Source organism: Massilia sp. BHUDP2 (genome assembly GCF_046236355.1).
Lineage (GTDB): Bacteria > Pseudomonadota > Gammaproteobacteria > Burkholderiales > Burkholderiaceae_D > Telluria > Telluria varians.
Window position 1 is genome coordinate 503,094 of the sequence record NZ_JBJUVW010000003.1, and the last position, 24,244, is coordinate 527,337.

A 24,244-nucleotide genomic window follows, 5' to 3' on the forward strand; every position below is an offset into this window, starting at 1 on the left:
ACCGAGGAAAACATGTCAAAAATCGAGCTCGACAAGACCGACCGCAAGATCCTGTCCGTACTGCAGACCGATGGCCGCCTGTCGAACCAGGACGTGGCCGAGCGCGTCAACCTGTCCCCGTCTCCCTGCCTGCGCCGCATCAAGCGCCTGGAAGAAGCGGGCGTGATCCGCCAGTACGTGGCCCTCGTCGATCCGGACAAGATCGGGCTCGGGCTGCTGGCCTATGTGAACGTGCGGCTGGAAAAGCATAGCGAAGTGGCCGGCGGCGCGCGTGGCGCCCCGGGCCTGCCGGCGACCTCGCCGCGCAACGATTTCGCGATCTCGGTGGGAACCTGGCCGGAGGTAGTGGCCTGCTACGCGATGACGGGGGAGATGGATTTCCTGCTGCGCGTGCACGTGGAAGACATGGACCACTTCTCGCGCTTCATGATGGGGACGCTGCTCAAGCATCCGGCGGTGCTGGATGTGAAGTCGAGTTTTGCGCTGCAGAGGATCAAAGAGACCACGGCGCTGCCGGTAGCCGGATGAACGTAGGGTGGACGGTAAAACAGTCCAGTGGACTGTTTTACGCCGTCCGCGCGTTCAGCGGACGTTGAATGCCAGGGAGCGGGCCGTTCCCACAGGGTTTGAACGCGCGGACGGCGAAGCCGTCCACCCTACGAAAAACGTCATTTTTTCGGCGTCAGCCACTTCACCGCCGCCCGGGCATTCGCCTTGACGGTGTAATCGATCACCGCCCACTGCTCCTCCAGCGCCTCCGCCATCACGCTCGCCGGGCTCGGCGGCGGCAGCTGCAGGTAGGCGTCCGCCTCGCCGTACTCGCGCTTGATCTCCATGCCCGCCTTCTTGGCGATGTGCATCATGGTCTGGTTCGAGGTCAGGCACTGCATGTACAGGGTGTCCACGTCCGCATTGCGGCAGTGGATCGCCGCGCGCTGGAACAGGCGCGAGCCGACGCCCTGCCCGCGCGCCGACTTCGAGACCGACACGCCGAACTCGGCCACCCGTTCCTTTTGCGTCGGCTTGCCCTCGCCGGCCTTGGCGAAGGCCAGGTGCCCCACGCCCACCAGCTGGAACACGCGGTTCACCACGCCGAACACGATGTCGTGCCTGAAATCGAGCTTCTCGACGTACTTGGTAATGGCATCGTCCGGGATGACGCTGCCGAAGCGCAGCAAGCGGTCCTTGTCGTCCAGCGCCAGGAAGTGGCGCAGGATGCGGCGGCGGTCGCGCTCGCCCAGTTCCTTGACGAGCACGGTCGGGCGGCCGTCCTTGCGGCGGCCGCCCAGGCCCTTCAGCCAACGGAACAGGGAATTGTCCAGCATGTCCAACATCCTTACTTTGTGCAGTGCAGCATACGTCGGATTGTAGCGGATTCTGCTATTGCTTGCCGTCCAGTCCCGGAACGATCCACTGCGATGCCGGACTGACAACGAACACACCCTTGCCCGCCTGCTTGGCCTCGTACATCGCCTTGTCGGCCTCGGCCAGCAGCGCCGCCGAGCCGCGCGCCGCGCCCAGCGAGCCGCGCGCGCTCGAGATGCCGATGCTGGCCGAAATCCGGACCGGATTGCCGTCCGCCTCGGTGACCGACTTGATCTGGTCGAGCGCCAGCTGGGCCACGCGCAGCGCGCCTTCGCGCGAGGCGACCTCTTCCAGCATGATGACGAACTCGTCGCCGCCCAGGCGCGCCAGCGCGTCCTCGGCGCGCAGCTTTTCCTGCACCCGGCGCGCGACCATCTGCAGCACCAGGTCGCCGGTGGCGTGGCCGTAGGTGTCGTTCACGGCCTTGAAGCCGTCCAGGTCGATGAACATGACGACCACCACCGAATCGCGGCGGGTGGCGCGGGCCAAGGCACGCTCGAGCAGGCGGGTCAGCTGGCGGTAGTTGATCAGGCCCGTCAGGCTGTCGTGCTGGGCCAGGCGCTCGAGCTGCTTCGACTGGGATTCGAGCTCGGCGGTGCGTTCGGCCACGCGGTGCTCGAGGTTCTCGTTGGCCGCCTGCAACCGGTGGTTGACCTCGCCGATGATGCGGTAGCTGCGCCGCAGCCGCATGCCGGCGTAGGCCAGCAGCATCAGGAGGATGGCCGAATAGGCGAACAGGTAGCTGCGGTAGCGCTCGCGCACCGCCAGCTTGGCGTCGAAGGAGCGGTCGAACTCGCGGCCCAGGCGGTCGAGCGCGGCGCTCACGCCGGAGGCGGCGATCTGGGCTTCCAGGCGGTTTTCCAGCGGGCGCTTTTCCAGGATCACGCGCGCGGCCCTGATGATGGCGTCCATCTTCTCGACCACGGCGGGCGAGAAGGCGATCTCCTGGGCCGCGATGTCGCCCAGGATCTCCTCGATGCGCGCCGCCAGCGCCGGACGGGGCGCGACGTTGTAGCGCAGGATCTCGCTCAACAGGTCGTTCAGGGAAGCGTCCAGCCGGACCACCAGGCGCGCCGGCGCCAGCGCGCCCTCGATGCCGCCCAGCTCGGTCTTGAGGTCGGCCACGGCCGGCGGCAGGAAGCTCAATGCCTCGCGCAGCGGCGGGTTGTGGCGCGCGAACTGGGCGGTGATCCGCTCCTTGCGCTGCAGGGCGTCGCGCAGCTGGGTGTAGGCGGTGTTCACGGCCGGGCTGGCGGCTTCCGGCAGCGCCTCGCCGAGGCGCTGCAGCAGATCGCGCATGCGCGGGAGCTGGGTGGTCAATTGCGCAGTGGCTGGTGCACGGCCAATATGGGCGCGCAGGATGTTGGCATCCCATTCGGCGTCGAGCTTTTCCAGCTCGCGCAGGTTGAGCATCACGTCGTTGCGCACCTCGGGATCGGTCGCTTCCGAGCGGATATAGAGAAAGGCGAGCAGCAAGGCCAGCACCAGCACCGCCAGGCCGGCGAGTTGCAGGCGGCGACGCGGTTTCAAGCTCGCTACGCGCTGCGCCAGCACGGCAACCATCTTGTCCTCCGTTACATCATGTTGTTATCCGGAGAGCATAGCAAAAGCTTGCGGAACAGTCGTGCACCGTAGATGTTTTACGGTTCCCTTAACGCCGCTTTGACGGCCGAGACCCGCGCCGCGTGCACCGCTTCGGGGATCTTGTCGCGTTTTTCGGCATAGCGCGCCGCGACCTCGCCGGCGTTCACGGCGCGGGCCGCCTCCAGCGCGCGCAGCAGATACGGCCGCTGCGGATAGTCCTCGAAGCGCAGCGGGTGCTCCTCATGCCCGCGTCCGCGCGCATCGCATTCCGAGGCCAGCAGCATCTGGGCGAAGCGTTCCGGCTTGCGGAAGGCGTCGCAACGCTCGAACAGGGTGACGATGGTGTTGGCCCGCAGCTGCAGGGCGCGGCTGACGTTGCCGTGCTCGCGCGCCGTCATCAGGGCCAGGTCGCGGCATTCATTGGGCACTTTCAGGCGCTTGCACACGGCCGTGACCAGTTTCATGCCTTCGAATTCGTGGCCGTGGTGGGCCGGCCAGGTTTCGCTTGGCGAGACGCCCTTGCCCAGGTCGTGCACCAGGGCCGCAAAGCGCACCTCGAGCGGATGCTTTTGCGAGGCCGCATAGTCGATCACCAACATGATGTGCACGCCGGTGTCGACTTCCGGATGGTGCAGCGGCGGCTGCGGCACGCCCCACAGGACGTCGAGTTCGGGCAGGATCCGGGCCAGTGCCCCGCAGTCGCGCAGCACGTCGAACATGCGCGACGGACGTTCTTCCATCAGCCCGCGCGACAGCTCCTGCCAGACCCGCTCGGGCACCAGGGCGTCGACCTCCCCTGCTTCGACCATGCTGCGCATCAGCGCGAGGGTGGAATCGTGGACGCGGAAGTCCGGAAAGCGCGCGGCGAAACGCGCCAGGCGCAGGATGCGCACCGGGTCTTCGGCGAAGGCGTTTGAAACGTGGCGGAAGATGCGCTCCTCTAGGTCCGCCTGGCCGTTGTAGGGGTCGACGATGCTGCCGTCGTCCGCGCGCGCCATGGCATTGATGGTCAGGTCGCGCCGCACCAGGTCGTCTTCCAGGGTGACGTCCGGCGAAGTGTGGAACACGAAGCCGTGGTAGCCCGGCGCGGTCTTGCGCTCGGTGCGCGCCAGCGCGTATTCCTCGTGCGTGTCAGGATGCAGGAAAACCGGGAAATCCTTGCCGACCGGGCGGAAACCCAGCTCGAGCATTTGCTGCGGGGTGGCGCCGACCACCACGTGGTCGCGGTCGGTGACGGGACGTCCCAGCAGCTCGTCGCGCACCGCCCCGCCCACCACATAGCTGCGCATCGTCATTCCTGCGGCAGGTCGAGGTCGTGCTGCGGGGTCGGATCGATCTCGCGCATCGCTTCGTCGACCCAGCGCGCCACCGCCGGGTGGGCCAGCACGCGCTCGCAATAGGCCTGCAGCGCCGGCGCCAGCGCCACGCCATAGGTCTTGAAGCGGCACACCACCGGGGCGTAGAAGGCGTCGGCGATGGAGAAGTCGCCGAACAGGAAGCTGTGGTGGCCGAAGCGCGACAGGCAGTCTTCCCAGATCTCGCAGATGCGGCCGATGTCGGCCTGGGCGCCCGGGGTGCGGCCGCGTCCCGGCAGGCGCGCCTGGATGTTCATCGACATCGCGCTGCGCAGTTCGGAAAAGCCCGAGTGCATCTCGGCCACAATCGAGCGCGCCATGGCGCGCGCAGCGACGTCCTGCGGCCACATGTGCTTGTCCGGGAACTGCTCGGCCAGGTATTCGACGATGGCCAGGCTGTCCCAGATCGTCATTTCGCCGGCCAGCAGCACCGGCACCCGGCCCGCATGCGAATAGCGCGCGATATTGGTGGCGGTGTCGGGCTTGTCGAGCAGGACGCGGATCTCGGTAAACGGAATTCCGAACGCCACCGCGGCCACCCAGGGCCGCATCGACCACGACGACACGTTCTTGTTACCGATGACGAGGGTCAGGCCCGGCTGGCGGGCTGCCTCGAGGGTGGAAGACAGGGTCGGGTCGAGTTCGATGGTCTGCATGGTGTCCTGTAGTGAGTCGGTATGAGAAATCAGCGGCCTGCGTGCTCGCGGTAGTGATCCAGACTACTTTCCGGCGCCAGGTAGTGCGGCGCGGCGGCTTCGAGCGACGTCAGCTTGATTCCGAGTGCCTCCGCTGTCAAGGCTTGCGTTAGCGGATCGACCACATTATCCACTTTCATGGAATCGAGCTTGTCACGGCTGATCATCGGCTCGCCCGGCAGCAGCTCGAACAGCCTGGCTTCCAGCCGTGCGGCCCAGTCGGGCAGCGCCAGCACCTGGCGTTCATGGCCGGCGTAGCGCCCGGCCAGGTGCGCCAGCTCGGCCAGCGTGTACACCTGGGGGCCGCCGAGCTCGATGACGGCGCCGCGCGTGCGCGGTTCGCGCAGCGCCACGGCGAAGGCGGCGGCCATGTCTTCCACGTACACCGGCTGCAGGCGCGACTGCGCACAGGCCAGCGGCAGCACCGGGAAACGGCGCTGCAGCTTGGCGAAGACCGTGAGGAAATGGTCGCCCGGCCCGAACACGATCGAGGGACGGAAGATGGTGGCGGAGACATTCGGCTCGCTGCGCGCGGCCAGCTCGCCGTCGGCCTTGGAGCGCTGGTACATCGAGGACGGCATGTACATGCCGCCAGTGTGGCTGGCGCCGAGGACGCTCATGTGCAGGTAGCGCGGCACGCCCAGCTCGGCGCAGGCCCGGACGATGCGGCGCGGCAACTCCACGTGCAGCTGCCGGAACACCGGACCGTAGGGATCGCCATGGCCGCCGTGCAGCACGCCGACCAGGTTGATGACGGCGTCGTGCCCGGCCAGCAGGCGACGCAGCGTGGCGTCGTCGTGGATGTCGGCCACCTCCAGGTCGAGGTAGGGCAAGGTGGTGAGCTGCTTGGCGGTTTCATAATGGCGCGCGGGGACCAGCGTGCCGACGCCGTCCGCCGCCAGGCGCGCCAGCAGGTGGCCGCCGATGAAACCCGTCCCGCCGATGACCACCACGTTCGCATCGCGCATGACCGCCTCCTTCATTGGGGCCGGGGGCCCCGTGCGTCAGGGGAGGATGGACGCCCGCTCGCGCGGCTGCACGGGACGCAAACGCGTCCGGATCGACTGCGGCTTGTTCTCGAACATGGCGGCGTAGTTGGTGGCGTTGGCCAGCACGTTGCGCACGTAGCCGCGGGTTTCGGAGAACGGGATCGATTCGACGAAGATCGCCCCTTCCATCGGCTGGTCCAGCACGCCGCGCCAGGCGCGCGAGCGCGAGGGCCCGGCATTGTAGGCGGCCGTGGCGAGGATTTCGTCGCCGTCGAAGTTCTCCAGCACCATGTTCATGTAGTTGGCGCCGAGCGTGATATTGGTCCGCAAGTCGTTCAGCATGCTGTGCACGAAATTGTCCATCCCGATCTTGGCCGCCACCCACTTGCCGGTGGCCGGCATCACCTGCATCAGGCCGGAGGCGCCGACGCCGGAACGCGCATCGGTAATGAAGCGCGATTCCTGGCGGATCAGGCCGTAGACCCAGGCCTTATCGAGGCCCAGGCCCTGCGCGGTCGGGTGCAGGACGTCCAGGTGCGGCGCCGGGAAACGCTGTGCGTAGTCGAGCTCGGTACGCGTGCGCAGCGAGGTTTCGACGGTACGGTCGAGCAAATCATTGCGGCGGGCGATCTCGCCGGCAGCCAGCAACTGACGGTCAGACATGCCGCGCAGCGCCCAGTTCCATTCGCGGTTGCCGTCGGCGCGCAGGCGCAGGGCGTAGAACTTCAGGGCGCGCTGCAGGCTCGGGTTGGCATTGCTGGATGCCAGTTCTTCGTTGCTGATCGGCTGGGCCGGCGGCGGCGCCACCACCTGGCGGCCGAGGTCGTCCAGCGCGAGCTGGCCGTAGAAATGGTGCTGGCTGGCGATGCGCTCGAAACCGGCATTCGCCTCCGCCATGCGGCCATCGTGCTTGTCGGCGCGCGCCAGCCAGTAGACCCAGGCGCTGTCGGCGCGCAAATTTGGCGGCATCGCCTCGATGGTGGCGCGCACGGTTTTCCAGTCGCCGCGGCGCAGGGCGATGCGGGTCTTCCACTGCAATTGCTCATTGGTGAGCTGGATGCCGTTGGCGCGCTGCCAGTAGGTGGCGGCGTCCGGCGACAAGGCGATCGAGGCGGCGTGCGCGATGCTGGCCCAGCCGGTCGCGCGTTCCTGCGCGCTCAATTGCGGGCTGTTCTTTTCCAGGGCGACCGTGGCCAGCTTGAGGCTGGTGCGCGCCATGCGGCCGACCGCCACCAGGTAGACGGCACGCTCGGCGCGGGTCTTGCCGATGCCGCGCGCCATCGCCACCGCCGGCGTGTCCACCGCCTGGGCGGCGCGGGTGTCGGAGGCGCCGAGCAATGCGGCGGCGCGCCGCGCCGGACCGGTGGCATTGGCCTCTCCCGCCAGGCGTAGCTGCCACAGCAGGTCGTCTTCGCTGAACTGGCGGCTTTGCGCCAGCTGCGCGATCAGGGCGGCGCAGGCCTCGCCGTAATTAGCCGGGCTGAGCAGCACGGCGCGCGCTTCCTGCGCCACCGCTTCGCCGCGGCTGGCGCGCGCCAGCAGGGTATAGCAGCGCAGTTGCAGGTTGCTGCCGGCCAGCTGGCCGACTTCGCGCTCGAACGTGGCCCAGTCGCCGCGGCGCCCGAGTTCGAGCAGCCACTCGCTGCGCATCAGCTCGGCGGCGGCCGTGCCCTCGTGGCGGCGCAGCACCTCGCGGATTTCCTCGGCCGTGGCATTGGCGCCGGCGCCGCTCATCCTGGGTTTCAGACGATAATAGTCGACATAGGACGCCAGCGGATAGTCGGGCGGCAGGCGCGATGCGAGGGCATTGGTGCGCGCGGCGTCATTCTGGCGCGCGGCTTCGCGCAGCAACAGGAAGGTGTCGTCGTCGGCACGATTGTCTTGGGCCGGCGGGGCGCCGGGTGCGCCCGGCACGGTCGGTGCGCCGGATGGCACCGGCGGTACGGCCTGCGGCGCAGATTCTGCGTGGACTGTGCCGGAAGACAGCGTCCACAATGAAAACACAACAGCAAGGGCGACCGGCAGCGAGCCGGTTGTCAATCTCGATTGAAACATCCACAACTCTCAATATACGCTGCATTCAAACCATGACCGGCGAATCAAGAATACCATGTGCCCCCGGGCTACTACCAGAAGCAGGCACAAGTGCCATGCTCGATAAGCCACAGTTGCGCCGGACGCTCAAGGAGCGGCGCCGCGCCATCGACCACGCCACCAGGCTTGCCTGGGACGACCGCATCGGGGCGCGCGTGCTGGCATGGTGGCATGCCAATCCCGGTGCTGCATTGGCTGTGTACTGGCCGCTGGCGGGCGAGCCCGACCTGCGTCCAGCCTACGCGGAATTGGCGGACGCAGGCGTACGGCTGGCCTTGCCTGTCGTGCTGGCGCGCGATACAGCGCTCGGATTTGCCGAATGGGTGCCGGGCGAGCCGACCGTGGCGGACAGCCTGGGCGTGGCGGTGCCGGCGGAATTGCGGATGATGGACAGGCCGGATGCGCTCCTGGTGCCCTGCCTGGGTTTCGATGCACGCGGCTACCGGCTGGGGTATGGGGGCGGGTTCTACGACAGGACGCTGGCGGCGCAGCCGCGTCCGAGGACGCTGGGTATCGCGTATGCGTGCCAGCTGGCGGAATTCGAGATCGGGGAGTATGACATCCCGCTCGACGAGATCGTTACGGAACTGTAAACGTGGCCGGCATCGCCGGCCACGCCAGAATGACAAGGCTTACTTCACCAGCCGCTGCCAGATCGCGGTGGTCGCCGCCGCCTGGTTCATGCTGTAGAAATGCAGCCCCGGCGCACCGCCCGCCAGCAGGCGCTCGCACAGGCTGCTCACCACGTCCAGGCCGAAGGCCTTGATCGAGGCGGTATCGTCACCGAAGCTGGCCAGCTTGTTGCGCACCCAGCGCGGGATCTCGGCGCCGCACATGTCCGAGAAGCGCATCAGCTGCGTGTAGTTGGTGATCGGCATGATGCCCGGCACCACCGGCACGTCCACGCCCAGCTTGCGGGCGTTGTCGATGAAATCGAAGTAGGCGTCCGCGTTGTAGAAATACTGGGTGATGGCGGAATTCGCGCCGGCCTGGATCTTGCGCGCGAAGGCCTGCAGGTCGTCCTGGGGCGAACGGGCCTGCGGGTGCATTTCCGGATAGGCCGCCACTTCGATATGGAACCAGTCGCCGGTTTCCTTGCGGATGAACTCGACCAGCTCGTTGGCGTAGCGGAACTCGCCGCCGCCGCCATAGCCGCTCGGCAGGTCGCCGCGCAGCGCCACCACACGGCGGATGCCATTGTCCTGGAACTGCTGCAGGATGGCGCGCAGCGATTCGCGGGTGCCGCCGACGCAGGACAGGTGCGGGGCCGCTTCGTGGCCAGCCGATTTGATCTCGAGCACGGTCTGCAAGGTGCCCTGCTGGGTGGTGCCGCCGGCGCCGAAGGTCACCGAGAAATAGGTGGGCTGCAGCTCTGCCAGCTTCTGGCGCACGACGCGCAGCTTTTCCGCGCCTTCCCCGGTCTTCGGGGGGAAGAACTCGATACTGAAATTAGGAGTTTCCATCTTTGTCTTTGAGGAGCAAGGTAGAAAGCGCCCACGAAATGATGCTGTACAAAATCGCTGCAATGAAGGCGGACCAGAATCCGGCAACATTGAACCCGTCGATCCACTGCGACACCAGCCAGAACAGGAAGGCGTTGATGACGAGGATGAACAGGCCCAGCGACACCACCGTCACCGGCAGGGTCAGGATCACCAGGATGGGACGGATCAGGGTATTGACCAGCCCGAGCACGAGCGCAGCGATCAGCGCGGTCGTGAAATTGGTGACGGCGACGGAGGACATCAGGAACGGCAGGGCCATCAGGGCCACGGCATTGATCAGCCAGGTAATGAGCAAGCGCATCGTATCGACTTTCGTGGTACGCGGGCATTCCCACCGCTTGCGGGTGACGAAACGCCCGGCTGTTGAAAAAACGGGCGCTGGTTCGTGGAAAACGCAGCGCCCGCATCGACTACCTATTGATTAATAACGGTAGTGGTCCGGTTTGTACGGACCTTCCTGCTTCACCGAGATGTAGGCGGCCTGCTCTTCGGTCAGCGTGGTCAGCTGGGCGTTGAGCTTCTTGAGCTGCAGGCGGGCGACCTTCTCGTCCAGGTGCTTCGGCAGGGTGTAGACGCCGACCGGGTACTTGTCGGTGTTGGCGAACAGTTCGATCTGGGCGATGGTCTGGTTCGCGAACGAGGAGCTCATCACGTACGACGGGTGACCGGTGCCGCAGCCCAGGTTCACCAGGCGGCCTTCGGCCAGCAGGATGATGCGCTTGCCATCCGGGAAGATCACGTGGTCGACCTGCGGCTTGATGTTTTCCCACTCGTACTTCTTCAGTGCGGCGACTTCGATCTCGTTATCGAAGTGGCCGATGTTGCAGACGATCGCCTGGTCCTTCATCTTGAGCATGTGCTGCTCGGTGATGACGTGGTAGTTACCGGTGCAGGTGACGAAAATGTCGCCGTGTTCGGCGGCGTAGTCCATGGTCACGACGCGGTAGCCTTCCATCGCGGCCTGCAGGGCGCAGATCGGGTCGATCTCGGTGACCCACACTTGCGCCGACAGGGCGCGCATGGCCTGGGCCGAGCCCTTGCCGACGTCGCCGTAGCCGGCGATGACGGCGATCTTGCCGGCGACCATGACGTCGGTCGCGCGCTTGATGCCGTCGACCAGCGATTCGCGGCAGCCGTACAGGTTGTCGAACTTCGACTTGGTGACCGAGTCGTTGACGTTGATCGCCGGGAAGGCCAGCTTGCCTTCCTGGTGCATCTGGTACAGGCGGTGCACGCCGGTGGTGGTCTCTTCGGTCACGCCGAGGATGCACGGCAGGCGCTTCGAGTACCAGGCCGGATCACGTGCCAGGCGGCCCTTGATCGAATTGAACAGGCAGATTTCTTCTTCCGAACCCGGCTTGTCCAGCACCGAGATGTCCTTTTCAGCGCGCACGCCCAGGTGCAGCAGCAGGGTGGCGTCGCCACCGTCGTCCAGGATCATGTTGGCATGGTTGTCGCCCGGCCATTCGAAGATGCGGTGGGTGTATTCCCAGTACTCGTCCAGGGTTTCGCCCTTGACGGCGAACACCGGGGTGCCGACCGAAGCGATGGCGGCGGCGGCGTGGTCCTGGGTCGAATAGATGTTGCACGATGCCCAGCGCACTTGGGCGCCCAGGGCTTCCAGGGTGCGGATCAGGACCGCGGTCTGGATGGTCATGTGCAGCGAACCGGCGATGCGCGCGCCCTTGAGCGGCTGGGCAGCAGCGTATTCCTCGCGGATCGCCATCAGGCCCGGCATTTCGGTTTCTGCAATGCGGATTTCCTTCTCGCCCCAGCTTGCCAGGGAGATGTCGGCGACGTGGAAATCGTTGATGTCTTTGAGTACGGCGCTCATCACGCCCTCCTTTCAATGGTTGAAAAAAGTAACGTGAGCGCGGTTGCTGATATCCGAGCCTGGCGAAGATGGGAATCTTCGTCGCAACGCTCCTCGGAATCGGTGAGTTTACCACGAGTGGCGGCGCCATGGGGCCGCCACTGTTGTTCACCGGCCCCGCCCGCGACCGTCAGGTCTTGGGCGAGATGCCACGGTTTAGGACAGGCCCGCTTCGGCGCGCAGCAGCGCCGCCTTGTCGGTGCGCTCCCAGGTGAACTCCGGCTCTTCGCGGCCGAAGTGGCCGTAGGCGGCGGTCTTGGCGTAGATCGGGCGCAGCAGGTCGAGCATCTGGACGATGCCTTTCGGGCGCAGGTCGAAGTGTTCCATCACCAGCTGGGCGATCTTTTCATCCGAGATGCGGCCGGTGCCTTCGGTGTACACGGTGATGTTGATCGGACGGGCCACGCCGATCGCGTAGCTGACCTGCACCTGGCACTGGCGCGCCAGGCCGGCGGCCACGATGTTCTTGGCGACGTAGCGCGCGGCGTAGGCTGCCGAGCGGTCGACCTTGGACGGATCCTTGCCCGAGAACGCGCCGCCGCCGTGCGGGGCTGCGCCGCCGTAGGTGTCGACGATGATCTTGCGGCCGGTCAGGCCGCAGTCGCCCTGCGGACCGCCGATGACGAAGCGGCCGGTCGGGTTGACCAGGAACTTGGTGCCGCCAAGCCATTCACGCGGCAGGACCGGCTTGATGATCTCTTCGATGACCGCTTCTTCGATCTGCGAGTGGGTCACGTCCGGGTGGTGCTGGGTCGACAGGACCACGGTGTCGACGGCGACCGGGCGGCCGTCGACGTAGCGCAGGGTGACCTGCGACTTGGCGTCGGGACGCAGCCATGGCAGGCGGCCGTCCTTGCGCAGCTGCGACTGGCGCTCGACCAGGCGGTGCGAGTAGTAGATGGCGGCCGGCATCAGTTCCGGGGTCTCGTCGCAGGCATAGCCGAACATCAGGCCCTGGTCGCCCGCGCCCTGGTCCAGATCCAGGCCCGCGCCTTCGTCCACGCCCTGGGCGATGTCCGGCGACTGCTTGTCGTAGCAGACCATCACGGCGCAACCCTTGTAGTCGATGCCGAAATCGGTGTTGTCGTAGCCGATGCGCTTGATGGTGTTGCGCGCTACCTGGATGTAGTCGACGTTGGCGTGGGTGGTGATTTCACCTGCCAGCACCACCAGGCCGGTGTTGCACAGGGTTTCGGCGGCGACACGGGCGCGCGGATCCTGTTCCAGGATGGCGTCGAGGATGCTGTCGGAAATCTGGTCGGCGACCTTGTCGGGGTGGCCTTCGGAAACGGATTCGGAAGTGAAGAGGTAGTCGTTGGACATGGTGGCTCCGGTTACTGCTGTGTTAAGTACTTGCCGCAGCAACGGTTGCCTGCGACGCTTTAGCGACATTTATATTCCGCTTCGCAAGTTGTCTATTAACTCGGCGGATCCTGCATAAAGTGGTATTTTACGCTTCCTTCGAGAATTTTGCTCTACCGAGCAGCGCTCTTTCAACTCTGGTCAATCGCATGTTAGTTTTTTTATTCCGTGCACTATCGGTATTTCCATTGCCGTTTCTGCATGCCCTCGGCGCGGCCCTCGGCTGGCTCGTCTATTTAGCTTCCGGTTCATACCGCCGGCGCCTGCGCGCCAACCTGGTCCAGGCCGGCTATGAACACCACCTGAACGCCGCCGTCGCCGAAGCCGGCAAGGCCATCATCGAACTGGCCTTCGTCTGGTGCGCCGACCCGAAACGCGTGGCCCGCCATGCCAGCGTCGAGAATTGGGACCTGGTGCAGCAGCGCCTCGATGCCGGCAAGGGCATCGTGTTCCTGACGCCACACCTGGGCTGCTTCGAGATGACGGCCCAGCAGATCGCCCTGCAGACCGCCCTCACCGTCATGTACCGCCCGCCGAGGAAGAGCGCGCTGAAACCGCTGGTCGAAGGCGCCCGTGCGCGCCACAACCTCAAGCTGGCGCCGGCGACCCTGTCCGGCGTGCGCATCCTGGCCAAGACCCTGAAATCCGGCGAACCGATCGGCCTGCTGCCCGACCAGGTGCCCCAGGAGGGCGAAGGCGTGTGGGCGCCCTGGTTCGGCCGTACTGCCTACACCATGACCCTGCCTGCAAAATTAGCGCAGCTGGGCAAGGCCGACATCCTGCTGGTGTATGCCGAGCGCCTGCCGCGCGGCCGCGGCTACGTGGTGCGCTTCGTGCCCTTCGAGGGCAGCCTGGAAGGCAGCGCAGCGGACCAGGCGGCCTCGATCAACCGCGCCATGGAGCAGCTGATCGCGCGCTGCCCGGCGCAGTACTTCTGGAGCTATAACCGCTACAAGCAGCCGGAAGGCGTGGCCGGTCCGGAAAGCGAGGCCGCGGCATGAGGCTCCTGCTCGGTATTTTGTGGCTGCTGCACTTCCTGCCGCTGCCCATCCTGGGACGCCTCGGCGAAGCGGTCGGCAGCCTGATGTTCCTGATCATGGGCAAGCGCCGCCGCATCACCCTGACCAATCTGCGCCTGTGCATGCCCGAGAAATCGGAGAGCGAACGCCATGCGATCGCGAAACAGCATTTCCGCGCCTACGCGCGCAGCATCTTCGAGCGCTCGATCCTGTGGTGGGCGCCGGAAGCGCGCGTACGCAGCTACATCCAGGTCGAACCAGGCGTGCCGAAGGCCGAGATGGAAGCCGGCCCGACCATCCTGCTGTGCCCGCATTTCGTCTGCCTCGACGTGGCCGGCGTGGCCTCGCGCGTGATCCCGGTATGCAGCATGTACGTGCCGCAGAAGAACGAAGCCTTCGACAAACTGCTGCGCCATGGCCGCGAACGCTACGGCCCGGTGCGCCTGGTGACGCGCAAGGAAGGCATCAAGCCGATCCTGCGCGCGCTGCGCGACGGCCTGCCCTACTTCATGCTGCCCGACATGGACTTCGGCGAGAAGGATGCCGAGTTCGTACCCTTCTTCGGCATCCCGGCCGCCACCCTCACCGCGCTGGGCCGCATCGCGGCCACCACCGGCGCCAAGGTGATCCCGGTAGTTGCCACCTACCTGCCGAACTACCAGGGCTGGCGTGTGCGTTTCTATCCGGCGTGGGAAAATTACCCGGGCGACGACATGGTCGAGGCGACCCGCCGCATGAACGCCTTCATCGAGGAGCGCGTGCGCGAGGCGCCGGCGGAGTACTTCTGGACCCATAAGCGCTTCAAGACCCGGCCGCCGGGCGAGCCGTCGTTCTACGACTAATTTAGCTGGGCTAATCCAATTCGGATTTGATTAAGCTGGACTGAATCAGACATATGAAACTGAAATTCACCAAGATGCACGGCGCGGGCAATGACTTCATCGTCGTCGACGCCATTCACCAGGACGTGAATCTGAGCACCGAACAATGGCGCCGGCTGGCCGATCGCCGTTTCGGCATCGGCGCCGACCAGATCCTGGTGGTGGAGCGCCCGGTGAGCGAGGGCGTCGATTTCCGCTACCGCATCTTCAACAGCGATGGCGGTGAGGTCGAGCAATGCGGCAACGGCGCACGCGCCTTTGCCCGTTTCGTCAGCGACAAGGGTTTATCCGGCGAGCGCAGCATCCGGGTCGAGACCATGAAGGGCATCATCGCTCCGCGCCTGGAAGACGACGGCAGCGTCACGGTGGACATGGGCGCGCCGCGCCTGGACCCGGCCGAGGTGCCATTTGATGCCGCCGGCCTGAACGGCTCGCTTGAGGCCGAAGACACCACCTGGCCGCTGTCGGTGGACGGCAAGACCGTGTTCGTATCGGTGGTCTCAATGGGCAATCCGCACGCGGTGCAGGTGGTCGACGATGTCGATACCGCCCCGGTGGAGAGCATGGGCCCGGCGATCGAAACCCATGCGCGCTTCCCGAAGAAGGTAAACGCCGGCTTCATGCAGGTGCTGGACCGCCACCACATCAAGCTGCGCGTATTCGAGCGCGGCGCCGGCGAGACCCTGGCCTGCGGCACCGGCGCCTGCGCGGCCGTGGTGGCCGGCATCCGGCGCGGCCTGCTCGATTCGCCGGTGCGCGTGTCGGCGCGCGGTGGCGAACTCAGCATTGCTTGGGCGGGCGCGGGCCAGCCGGTGTATCTGAGCGGTCCGGCAGTCACGGTATTCGAAGGCGAAGTCGAGATCTGAACCCAGTCTAGGGCCGACGTCGATACGGCAGGCAACGCAAATCCGGAGAAGACGATGCGCGTATTACTACTCATTCTGTTGGCAAGCGCCTGCTCCCTAGCTGAGGCTGCGCCGGCACGCAAATCGTGCGGGAAGTTTTCCTCTTCCTACTCCGTATCGCAGCCCATGACGATCGAAGAAATCGAAAAGCATGAAATGGAGAAGACCACCGCCATGCTAAAAATGCGGGACGACCTTCCCAAGGTCCCGTTTGCTTTCATGCATGGCGAGTGGCTCAGCTTCAAATCCAGGCTTCGACCTGGCGACGAGATTGTCGCTTTCAACTCCGGGGGGGATTCCTGGCACCATCTTGCGGGAGAAATGGGCTATGCAATGCTGCGCGGTGGCTGCGTCATCGAGACTTTCGTGACAATGCGAAATTAATACTTTAAAGAGAAGGTTCCGAAATATGAAGATGCAAGGAAGGTGGCAACTTGCTGGCCTCAAGGGCGGTACGTGGCTGCACCTGCTGGTGCTTGCCCTGCTGTGCGCTTGCTTCTTTCAGGTGAATGCAGCCGAGGTACCAGCTTCACCGGAAGATATTGCTCAGCAAAAGCAAGAGCATTGTGGCGACGGAAACATGTTGCAGATGAGCTTGTGCATGAGCCGAGAAGCCAGAGAATCCGATGACCGCCTGAACCTGGTGTACGCAGGGCTGATGAAGGCACTTGCCAAGCCGCACAGCTTGCAAGCTGCACAGCGCAGATGGATTGCATTCCGCGACGCCGAATGCAAACTCCGGACTGAAGCTACCCAGGGCGGCAGCATCCACAATTTTTCGGTCAATCTATGCCGGATGCAACTGACCGAGCAGCGCATCGCGACGCTCGAGGATATTCGCCCATGCAACGGCTGCATCGAATTCAAGGCCCGGTATAATGGAGCGGAGGAGTTCAGTCTGCCCAAGCGGAATCGCATTCCAGCATCCATGACCCCGTGACCGGAACGAAGCATAAGCATTGCGAGCGGAACATGTCTCGCGATCAGGCTGCCAAGCCGATCTCCGCCGCCCCATCCCCATCGTCCTCGCCTTTGGCGGGCATGCCGACCAGCGTCCGCAGCCGGTACAGCCGCTGCCGGTAATTCCCTTCCGGCCCCGACGGCCCGCAATCGATCCCTTCGAACAGGCGCGCGACGCGATCGAGCGCATGGCGTTCCTGCGCCGTCTCGACCAGCACCAGTCGGCGCTTGCTGCGGCCATAGCTGGCGCGGATGTCGATCACCAGGCAGTGGCCCTGGTCGGCCGCGGACACGTCCAGCAGCAGCGCTTCCGCCCGTGAGAGGCTGAACAGCGCCGCGAGTTCCAGCCGCGCGTGCAGCAGCGGGGGCGCCTGCAGCGCTTCCTCGTGCCCGGCCAGCAGCTTGCCGGTCTCGACATAGGGGGGCGTGTCCAGGCGCGGGGCGATCTTGCGCAGCAGCACCAGCGCCTCGGTGCAGCCCTGGGCGGCCGCCTTCTGCAGCCAGTAAGCGGCGCGGACGTCGTTGTTTTCATTCTCGCGGCGCGCCCGCCAGGCGTTGTGCCCGCATTCGAGCTGGGCGTCGCGATAGCCCATCTCGGCCGCGCGCTCGAGGTAGCGCTGGGCATCGGCAACATTGCGTTGCGAGAACTCGGGTTTGATATAGATGCGCGACAGGGCGTACCAGGCCTGGGCCAGGCCCTGTTCGCCCGCCAGGCTCAGCCAGCGAATCGCCTTCTTGAAATTGGCGGCGCCGCCGCCGCCGGCAATGCGGCGGCCGTCGACACCCATGCGCGCGCAGCGCAAGCCCATCGCCAGCTGGGCATGGCGGTCGTGTTCGGCCGCGGCGAGCTCCCAGAAGCACAGCGGTTCGCCCGGCGCAGGCGTGATGCCATGCCGGACCGGTCCGTGTTCGCCCTGCCCGCCTTCGTGGAAGGCGCTGTCGTCGAGCAGGCGGGCGACGCGCGACAGCAATGCGATGTCGGCCGGCGCCAGCCGCTGCACGCCATCCTGGCTGGCGGCGGTACGCACGAGCGTGCGCGCCAGCGGCAGCGCGCGCGCCAGGTAGTCGTCCCAGCGCCCGGCGTCCCAGGCTTGCTCGAGCACGGCAGACTGGGCGGCGGCGACGCCGCTGTCGGCCGCACGCCGCAGCCAGGCCTGGGCCGATACCGGCGCAGTCCCGGCACCGGCAGTGGCGCCGGCCAGCCGCCCGGGTGCGGCGTCGCGCCGGCGCGCCAGCAGCCATTGGGCATCGGGAAAGCCGGCGCGGGCGGCGTCTTCAAGCGCACGCAAGGCCTTGGCGGATCCGGGAGTATCGGGGGTGGCGCCGGGGGCGCTGCCGTCGCCCAGCACCAGCTGCGCGAACACGAGCCCCGCATGCACGCTGCCGTCGTCATAGGCGCGTTCGTACCAGGGAGCGAGGGCCTGGGCGCTGGGCTGGGCCAGCGCGAGCGGAATATGGTTGCCGATCAGTTGCCAGGCCTGCCGGCATTCCTGCCGCGCGGCGCGCTCGAGCCAGTGCAGCGCGGTCGGCAGGCTCTGCGGCAGGCCGGCGCTGCCGAACAGGTAGAGCTTGCCCAGCTCGAGCTGGGCAGCGGCCTGCCCGGCACGTGCATTGCGGATGATCGCCAGTTCTTCGCGGTTCGCCATTGTTGCTTGTCTTGGTATGGAATCGGCCAGCGCGGTCAGGCGGACTGGAGCGGGAATCACGCTCGAACGATGGCAAGAAAAGGCGCTGCCGCAGGACGGCCCCACACCAAAAAGCTTGCCAATATACAAGGATTCCCGACCTGCCGTCGCCGCGCACCTCGGTTTGACGCAGAGTCTACGGCGTCATTGCTGCCGTTCTGCTCGAATTCCGGCCTTCCTTGAGGCGGCGCAAACTGCTCAATTGATGAGCTCGGCGCTTTCTTTGAAGCAATTTGTTACATCTTCGTGATCCGCGTTTCAAAAATACAACAGCACGATTGGATTTATTGGCTTTCGACCAACCCCGCCCTTCATAATTGACAAAACCGACAATCTTGACGACTCAAGGATTTAAGGTGCAGTTATCCGGGCATTCAGTTTTTTAAGCCTCAATGCCGGGATAGCTGAGATTCACTTAAGAAAAAGGAAACACAATGAAACACTCCCTCCTGGCCGCAGCACTGCTTGGCGCATTCGCTGCCGGCACCGTGCACGCACAAACTTCGGTCCAGATCTACGGCACCATCGACGCGGGCGTCATCAAGCGCAGCGGCGAAAGCCTCAACATCGGCAAGCGCGCCTCGAACACCCTCGGTTTCAAGGGCACTGAAGAACTGGGTAACGGCCTCAAGGCACTGTTCCAACTGGAAATGCGTTACGAGCCGGACACCGGCACCAATGAAATCGGCAGCAACGGCACCCAGCGTCCGCTGTTCCAGGGCCAGTCCCGCGTCGGCCTGCAGGGCGACTTCGGCATGGTCCGCATCGGCCGCGGCCTGACCCCGTTCCACGAAACCGTGGGCGCCTTCGAACCCTTCCACGCTTCGCCGAGCCCGGCTGGCTTCTGGACCGACCTGGCCGTCGCCGGCTACAGCTCGCAGCCGCTGGACGTGCAGGGCTACTCGAGCAACCGCTTCTCGAACGCGGTCTGGTACAACTCGCCGGTCACCAGCGGCTTCCAGCTGAACGCCGCCATCGCCACCAAGGAAGGCGGCGGCGGCCCGGCCGTCATCGGCCGCGGCACCCCGGCAGCCCCGCAGTACCCGGTGGGCGCCGAAGCATCGGCCAACCCGTTCTCGATCACCGGCACCTACAACAACGGTCCGGCAGCCTTCATGGCCGGCTACGAGCGCAACGCCATCGAATCGAAGGTCTGGTCGATCGGCGCCTCGCTCTCCGCCACCCCGGAACTGAAGCTGATGGGCCTGTACACGAAGCAGGACCAGGAGCACAACCGCTTCGCCAACGCCAACACCACCGCATGGGTGCTGGGCGCGAACTACACCATGGGCCCAGGCAAGTTCCTGGCCGGCTATGGCCAGAAGGACGTCGATGGCCTGCAGAAGGTCAAGCAGCTGTCGCTCGGCTATGAATACAGTCTGTCGAAGCGCACCTATCTGTACATCGATGCGTCGCGCAAGAAGGGCATCAACGCCCTGCAGTCGACCGTCAACCACTACGACGTGGGCGTGAATCACTCGTTCTAAGCCGTATCCGGAGGACAGGCCCGCGGCCTGTCCTTCCAAAGGGCGGACATGGGCAACCATGCCGCCCTTTTTTTGCCCTGTTTTTGTAGTTTTTAAGCAACGCCGGTCAAGACGCCGGGGCCTCCTGCATCCGGGGCCTGTACAGTGCACTTAAGCAATGGCATATTGGCAAGGCGCGTAACAAAACGCTCGTTCGCAAAATTAATGGAGACCCAATGAAGAAAAGTATCCTGGCCGCGCTGCTCGGCACCTGTTTCGCAATCCCGGCCTTCGCGCAGACCAGCGTGCAGATCTACGGTATCGCCGACGCCGGCGTCATGTGGCAGAAGGGCGGCCCGACCAAGATCTATAGCGGCGGCGCCGACGGTTCGCGCATCGGTTTCAAGGGCACCGAGGATCTCGGCAACGGCTACAAGGCAATCTTCAATCTCGAAGCACGCGTCGAGCTCGACACCGGCACCCAGCAGCCGACCCTGATGAACGACAATCCGGGCACCTACCTGCTGCGCGGCATGAACGGCATCCCGCCGGCGATCCTGAGCCGCCTGCAATCCCTGATCCAGCCGCCGGGTGGCCCGGCCGTCAACCAGGAACGCGCCCTGTTCGACCGCACCGCCATGGTCGGCCTGATCACCCCGGTGGGCGCCGTCCTGCTGGGCCGCATGTACACCCCGGGCTATGAAGTCTTCAACAAGGCCGACACCTTCGAATCGGGCACCGGCGGCACCTGGGGCCACGTGACCGGCGGCACCGCGGGCTTCACCGCACTGGGCGCCGACATCCGCTCGCAGGAAGCCATCCAGTACCGCATCGCCCTGCCGAACGGCATCGGCGCTTCGCTGATGTACGGTCCGAAGGGTTCGGGCTACCTGGGCCGCTACAACAAGTTCCGTGCCGGCGCCGTCACCTATACCGCCAACGGCCTCGACGTCGGCATCGGCTACAACCACGGCTACGACCAGCAAAACCGTCCGAGCCTGCGCACCACCACCGTGGGCGGCTCCTACCAGCTGAACGAGACCTGGAAACTGTTCGCCGGCTTCCACAGCCAGCGCAACACCAACTCGGTGCTGATGGCCGACTACACCGCCGGCTGGGACGCGGGCGTGACCCCGGTGCTGACCCAGCAAGGCGTGCCAGCGGCTAACCAGGCTGCGCTGCGCAACATCTTCGTGACCGCGCTGCGCAACAACACCCAGCAGGACGCCAACAGCTACCAGGTGGGCGCGCACTACAAGATCGGCAGCGGCCGCATCATGGCCCAGTACGCGCACCAGAACGACCGCACCGCCACCAACAGCGACGCTAACCTGTACGCGATCGGCTACGACCACTTCCTGTCGAAGCGCACCGACCTGTACACCGTCGCGGCCTTCATCAAGAACAAGGGCCTGGCACAGTACTCGCCGGGCACCTCGGGCAACCCGGGCGGCTTCACCGAGACCCCGGGCGCAGACGGCCGCGCACTGCAGGTCGGCATCCGCCACCGTTTCTGAGTCACTGTTACCCAGAGCAAAGAGACGCCCTCCTGGGCGTCTTTTTTTATGTCCGTTGCTCTACTGCCTGTCAGGTAGAATGGCGGACGGATATCTTTCACCTCGAGCTTTCATGACCACCGATACGATCGACGCCAACGCCGTCGCCCAATACCTCATCGACCACCCGCAATTCTTCGAGGAGCACGCCGGCCTGCTGGGCGAAGTGAAGCTGTCGAGCCCGCTGACCGGCCGCGCCGTGTCGCTGCAGGAGCGCCAGATGGAGGTCATGCGCGACAAGTACCGCGTCCTCGAGCTGCGCCTGGCCGAGCTGACCCGCCGCGCCGAGGAAAACCACGCCATCGCCAACCGCTTCCACGCCTGGAACCAGGCCCTGCTCGCCTCCAAGGGCGACGCCGCCATGCCGCGCGACCTGGTCGACGCGCTGCGCACCGAATTCATGGTGCCGCAGGTCACGCTGCGCTTGTGGAACCTGAAGCCGGAGCATGCCGACGCCTGGTTCGCCAATGGCGTGTCGGACGATGCCCGTCTGTTCGCGGCCAGCCTGCGCGCGCCCTACTGCGGCCTGAACAACGACTTCGAAGCGGTGCGCTGGCTCGACGACCCGGCCGCGGTGCGCTCGACCGTCCTGATGCCGCTCACGGCCGGCGGCAAGACCTTCGGCCTGCTGGTGCTGGGCGCCCCGAACGACGACCGCTTCACCGCGACCATGGCGACCGACTTCCTGGTCCACATCGCCACCACCGCCAGCACCGCGCTGGCCCCGCTGCGCGCCTGACGGCCATGGAGGCAGCGGCGATGGACTGGCCGAGCCGCTACCTGGGCGAGCTGGCCACCCAGCGCCAGCTGTCGCCGCACACGGTCGCGGCCTACCGCCGCGACCTGGCGGAACTCGCTACCCTGGCCGGCCACGAAGACTGGCCGACCCTGACCCACCACGACATCCGCCGCTTCGCGGCGAAAATGCATGCCGGCGGCCAGTCGGCGCGCTCGATCGCGCGCAAGTTGTCCGGCTGGCGCGGTTTCTACGACTGGCTGTCGCGCCAGATGACCCTGCCGGCCAACCCGGTCGAGGGCGTGCGTGCGCCACGCCGCCCGAAAACCCTGCCCAAGGCCCTGTCGGTCGACGACGCGGTGCAGTTGATGGAAGCCAATGCCAAGGGCCATTCCGAGCCGGCCGAGCTGTGCGACCGCGCCATGTTCGAGCTGCTGTATTCGAGCGGCCTGCGGGTGTCGGAACTCGCCGGCCTGGACATGGTCTATACCGAAGCCGGCAATGGCATGCCCGCCTCGCTCGGCTGGCTGGACCTGCAGGCCGGCGAAGTGGTGGTCACCGGCAAGGGCGGCAAGATGCGGCGCGTACCCGTCGGTGCGCCGGCGCGCTCGGCACTTTCCGCCTGGCTGGCCGTGCGCCCCGCGCCGCGCGACGGCAGCGCCGCGCTGTTCCTGTCAAGCCGCGGCAGCCGCATCACGCCGCGCGTGGTGCAGACCCGCCTGAAGGCGCATGCGCTGCGCGCAGGCACGCCGGTGCACGTCCACCCGCACGTGCTGCGCCACTCCTTTGCTTCGCATGTGCTGCAATCCTCGGGGGATCTGCGCGCGGTGCAGGAACTGCTGGGGCACGCGAGCATTACCTCGACCCAGATCTACACGGCCCTCGACTTCCAGCATCTTGCCGCTGTCTACGACAAAGCCCATCCAAGAGCGAAGTCGAAGTAAGCCAAGACGATTGCAACGTCCAAGACGTTGAGCTGTGTCAAGACGCTGCACGGTTGATTGATGGTGATCTTGCACGAAATCCGGCATAATCCCCCGATTCTCCCGCCTTGATGCGGGCGCAACTGACGGCAAAGCGAACATGGAACCCATCCCAAGCACCATCCTCACCGGCTTCCTCGGCGCAGGCAAGACCACCCTCCTCAACCGCATCCTGCACGAGGAGCATGGCCTGCGCATCGCGGTCATCGAGAACGAATTCGGCCAGGAAAACATCGACAACGACATCCTGGTGCGCGACACCGGCGAGCAGATCGTCGAGATGAACAACGGCTGCATCTGCTGCACCGTGCGCGGCGACCTGATCGTGGCCCTGACCAACCTGGCCCAGAAACGCGCCGCCGGCGAGATCGCTTTCGACCGCGTGGTGATCGAGACCACCGGCCTGGCCAACCCGGGTCCGGTGGCGCAGACCTTCTTCGTCGACGAAGAAGTGGGCGCTAACTACATGCTCGACGCCGTGGTGACCGTGGTCGATGCGCGCCACGCGATGGACCAGCTGGACCGTCACGAGGAAGCCCAGCGCCAGGTCGGCTTTGCCGACAAGATCCTGCTCTCCAAGACCGACCTGGTCGATGCCGCCGCCGTCGATGCCTTGACGTCGCGCCTGCACCGCATCAACCCGCGCGCCCCGATTTCGCTAAGTGACTTCGGCCGCGCCCCGATTTCCGAGGTGCTGGACCTGCGCGGCTTCAACCTGAACGACAAGCTCGAGCTGGATCCGGACTTCCTGCGCGCCGAGGAAGGCCACGATCACGACCATGATCACGAGCACGGCGAACACTGCGGCCACGACCATGCCCATGGCGAGGCCTGCAATCACCACGACCACCACCACAGCCACCACACCGACGACATCGCCGCCTTCGTCTTCAAGAGCGAGCGCGCCTTCGACCCGGAACGCCTCGACCAGTTCCTGGGCAGCATGGTGCAGGTCTTCGGACCGCAGATGCTGCGCTACAAGGGCGTGCTGTCGATGGCCGGCGCCGACCGCAAGGTCGTGTTCCAAGGCGTACATCAAATCATGGGCAGCGACCTGGGCGCAAAGTGGGGCGAAGGCGAGACCCGTGGCAGTAAAATGGTGTTTATTGGTAAAAATTTACCAAAAGACGTATTTATCAGCGGACTTGAACAGTGTTTGGTATAAACTACATCAGTTTTGCGGGCAAGTCCGGGCCCGCCTGACGACCTGCCATGGTAGTTGGCAGGCCGG

At 65.6% G+C, this 24,244-nt stretch carries 23 protein-coding genes and 1 riboswitch; of the genes, 12 read left to right on the forward strand and 11 right to left on the reverse strand.

The features are described from left to right. Nucleotides 1-12 precede the first annotated feature (12 nt). Nucleotides 13-528, forward strand: coding sequence for an Lrp/AsnC family transcriptional regulator (locus ACK6C6_RS18945; RefSeq protein WP_027868200.1), 516 nt, complete (start codon nt 13-15; stop codon nt 526-528). A gap of 140 nt (nt 529-668) precedes the next feature. On the opposite strand, the gene ACK6C6_RS18950 is transcribed toward ACK6C6_RS18945, so the two are convergent. The 6 genes from ACK6C6_RS18950 to ACK6C6_RS18975 form a co-directional block, all read right to left on the reverse strand. Then, nucleotides 669-1,325: a GNAT family N-acetyltransferase gene (locus ACK6C6_RS18950; RefSeq protein WP_036209189.1), complete on the reverse strand. Its 657-nt coding sequence runs from the start codon at nt 1,323-1,325 to the stop codon at nt 669-671. A gap of 55 nt (nt 1,326-1,380) precedes the next feature. Then, nucleotides 1,381-2,928, reverse strand: a complete 1,548-nt coding sequence (locus tag ACK6C6_RS18955; protein ID WP_409268740.1) for a DAHL domain-containing protein — start codon at nt 2,926-2,928, stop codon at nt 1,381-1,383. Nucleotides 2,929-3,005: 77 nt separating this feature from the next. Next, nucleotides 3,006-4,238, reverse strand: coding sequence for a multifunctional CCA addition/repair protein (locus tag ACK6C6_RS18960; protein WP_409268742.1), 1,233 nt, complete (start codon nt 4,236-4,238; stop codon nt 3,006-3,008). Nucleotides 4,239-4,240: 2 nt separating this feature from the next. After that, a complete protein-coding gene (locus ACK6C6_RS18965) occupies nt 4,241-4,960 on the reverse strand; it encodes a glutathione S-transferase family protein (protein WP_209589915.1) in 720 nt (239 codons plus the stop codon). Nucleotides 4,961-4,989: 29 nt separating this feature from the next. Continuing rightward, a complete protein-coding gene (locus ACK6C6_RS18970; RefSeq protein WP_409268743.1) occupies nt 4,990-5,967 on the reverse strand; it encodes a complex I NDUFA9 subunit family protein in 978 nt (325 codons plus the stop codon). Between the two features lie 36 nt (nt 5,968-6,003). Further along, on the reverse strand, nt 6,004-7,923 hold the full coding sequence (locus ACK6C6_RS18975; RefSeq protein ID WP_409268745.1) for a transglycosylase SLT domain-containing protein: 1,920 nt from the start codon (nt 7,921-7,923) through the stop codon (nt 6,004-6,006). 215 nt (nt 7,924-8,138) lie between these two features. Between ACK6C6_RS18975 and ACK6C6_RS18980 the strand changes: the two genes are divergently transcribed. Beyond that, complete coding sequence (locus tag ACK6C6_RS18980) at nt 8,139-8,675, forward strand: 5-formyltetrahydrofolate cyclo-ligase (protein ID WP_409268746.1); 537 nt, start codon at nt 8,139-8,141, stop codon at nt 8,673-8,675. Between the two features lie 39 nt (nt 8,676-8,714). On the opposite strand, the gene metF is transcribed toward ACK6C6_RS18980, so the two are convergent. The 4 genes from metF to metK all read right to left on the reverse strand — a co-directional run bounded on the left by metF (nt 8,715) and on the right by metK (nt 12,783). Further along, nucleotides 8,715-9,545: a methylenetetrahydrofolate reductase [NAD(P)H] gene (gene metF / locus ACK6C6_RS18985; RefSeq protein ID WP_027868192.1), complete on the reverse strand. Its 831-nt coding sequence runs from the start codon at nt 9,543-9,545 to the stop codon at nt 8,715-8,717. After that, nucleotides 9,532-9,888, reverse strand: coding sequence for a phage holin family protein (locus ACK6C6_RS18990; protein WP_027868191.1), 357 nt, complete (start codon nt 9,886-9,888; stop codon nt 9,532-9,534). Before ACK6C6_RS18990 ends, metF begins: the two co-directional genes overlap by 14 nt. 120 nt (nt 9,889-10,008) lie before the next feature. Next, nucleotides 10,009-11,421, reverse strand: a complete 1,413-nt coding sequence (gene ahcY, locus ACK6C6_RS18995; protein ID WP_409268748.1) for an adenosylhomocysteinase — start codon at nt 11,419-11,421, stop codon at nt 10,009-10,011. A 28-nt stretch (nt 11,422-11,449) separates the two neighbouring features. Next, a riboswitch (S-adenosyl-L-homocysteine riboswitch) is annotated at nt 11,450-11,522 on the reverse strand. Nucleotides 11,523-11,616: 94 nt separating this feature from the next. Continuing rightward, nucleotides 11,617-12,783, reverse strand: coding sequence for a methionine adenosyltransferase (metK, locus tag ACK6C6_RS19000; protein ID WP_409268749.1), 1,167 nt, complete (start codon nt 12,781-12,783; stop codon nt 11,617-11,619). Nucleotides 12,784-12,959: 176 nt separating this feature from the next. Between metK and ACK6C6_RS19005 the strand changes: the two genes are divergently transcribed. The 5 genes from ACK6C6_RS19005 to ACK6C6_RS19025 all read left to right on the forward strand — a co-directional run bounded on the left by ACK6C6_RS19005 (nt 12,960) and on the right by ACK6C6_RS19025 (nt 16,567). After that, a complete protein-coding gene (locus ACK6C6_RS19005) occupies nt 12,960-13,823 on the forward strand; it encodes a lysophospholipid acyltransferase family protein (protein WP_409269194.1) in 864 nt (287 codons plus the stop codon). Then, complete coding sequence (locus ACK6C6_RS19010) at nt 13,820-14,683, forward strand: lipid A biosynthesis acyltransferase (RefSeq protein WP_209589557.1); 864 nt, start codon at nt 13,820-13,822, stop codon at nt 14,681-14,683. The genes ACK6C6_RS19005 and ACK6C6_RS19010 overlap by 4 nt, the downstream gene beginning before the upstream one ends. Before the next feature lie 53 nt (nt 14,684-14,736). Then, nucleotides 14,737-15,588 (forward strand): diaminopimelate epimerase, encoded by an 852-nt coding sequence (dapF, locus tag ACK6C6_RS19015; protein ID WP_409268751.1) that lies wholly within the window; start codon nt 14,737-14,739, stop codon nt 15,586-15,588. Between the two features lie 165 nt (nt 15,589-15,753). Continuing rightward, nucleotides 15,754-16,011, forward strand: a complete 258-nt coding sequence (locus tag ACK6C6_RS19020) for a hypothetical protein (protein WP_209589555.1) — start codon at nt 15,754-15,756, stop codon at nt 16,009-16,011. 25 nt (nt 16,012-16,036) lie between these two features. Continuing rightward, the gene (locus ACK6C6_RS19025; RefSeq protein WP_409268753.1) at nt 16,037-16,567 is read left to right on the forward strand and encodes a lysozyme inhibitor LprI family protein; all 531 of its coding nucleotides are present in this window, start codon (nt 16,037-16,039) and stop codon (nt 16,565-16,567) included. 43 nt (nt 16,568-16,610) lie between these two features. Here ACK6C6_RS19025 and ACK6C6_RS19030 read toward each other — a convergent pair whose 3' ends face one another. Continuing rightward, nucleotides 16,611-18,233 (reverse strand): SEL1-like repeat protein, encoded by a 1,623-nt coding sequence (locus ACK6C6_RS19030; RefSeq protein ID WP_209589553.1) that lies wholly within the window; start codon nt 18,231-18,233, stop codon nt 16,611-16,613. A 473-nt stretch (nt 18,234-18,706) separates the two neighbouring features. Here ACK6C6_RS19030 and ACK6C6_RS19035 point away from each other — a divergent pair, with 473 nt between their 5' ends. The 5 genes from ACK6C6_RS19035 (at nt 18,707) to ACK6C6_RS19055 (ending at nt 24,178) form a co-directional block, all read left to right on the forward strand. Continuing rightward, nucleotides 18,707-19,759 carry a porin gene (locus tag ACK6C6_RS19035; protein ID WP_036205933.1) on the forward strand — a complete coding sequence of 351 codons (1,053 nt, stop codon included), beginning with the start codon at nt 18,707-18,709 and terminating at the stop codon, nt 19,757-19,759. A 215-nt stretch (nt 19,760-19,974) separates the two neighbouring features. Continuing rightward, complete coding sequence (locus ACK6C6_RS19040) at nt 19,975-21,255, forward strand: porin (protein ID WP_209589552.1); 1,281 nt, start codon at nt 19,975-19,977, stop codon at nt 21,253-21,255. 112 nt (nt 21,256-21,367) lie between these two features. After that, nucleotides 21,368-22,033, forward strand: a complete 666-nt coding sequence (locus ACK6C6_RS19045; protein WP_209589550.1) for a DUF484 family protein — start codon at nt 21,368-21,370, stop codon at nt 22,031-22,033. A 20-nt stretch (nt 22,034-22,053) separates the two neighbouring features. Beyond that, nucleotides 22,054-22,974, forward strand: coding sequence for a tyrosine recombinase XerC (gene xerC / locus ACK6C6_RS19050; RefSeq protein ID WP_209589549.1), 921 nt, complete (start codon nt 22,054-22,056; stop codon nt 22,972-22,974). A 139-nt stretch (nt 22,975-23,113) separates the two neighbouring features. Beyond that, nucleotides 23,114-24,178, forward strand: coding sequence for a GTP-binding protein (locus tag ACK6C6_RS19055; protein WP_036205937.1), 1,065 nt, complete (start codon nt 23,114-23,116; stop codon nt 24,176-24,178). Nucleotides 24,179-24,244 lie beyond the last annotated feature (66 nt).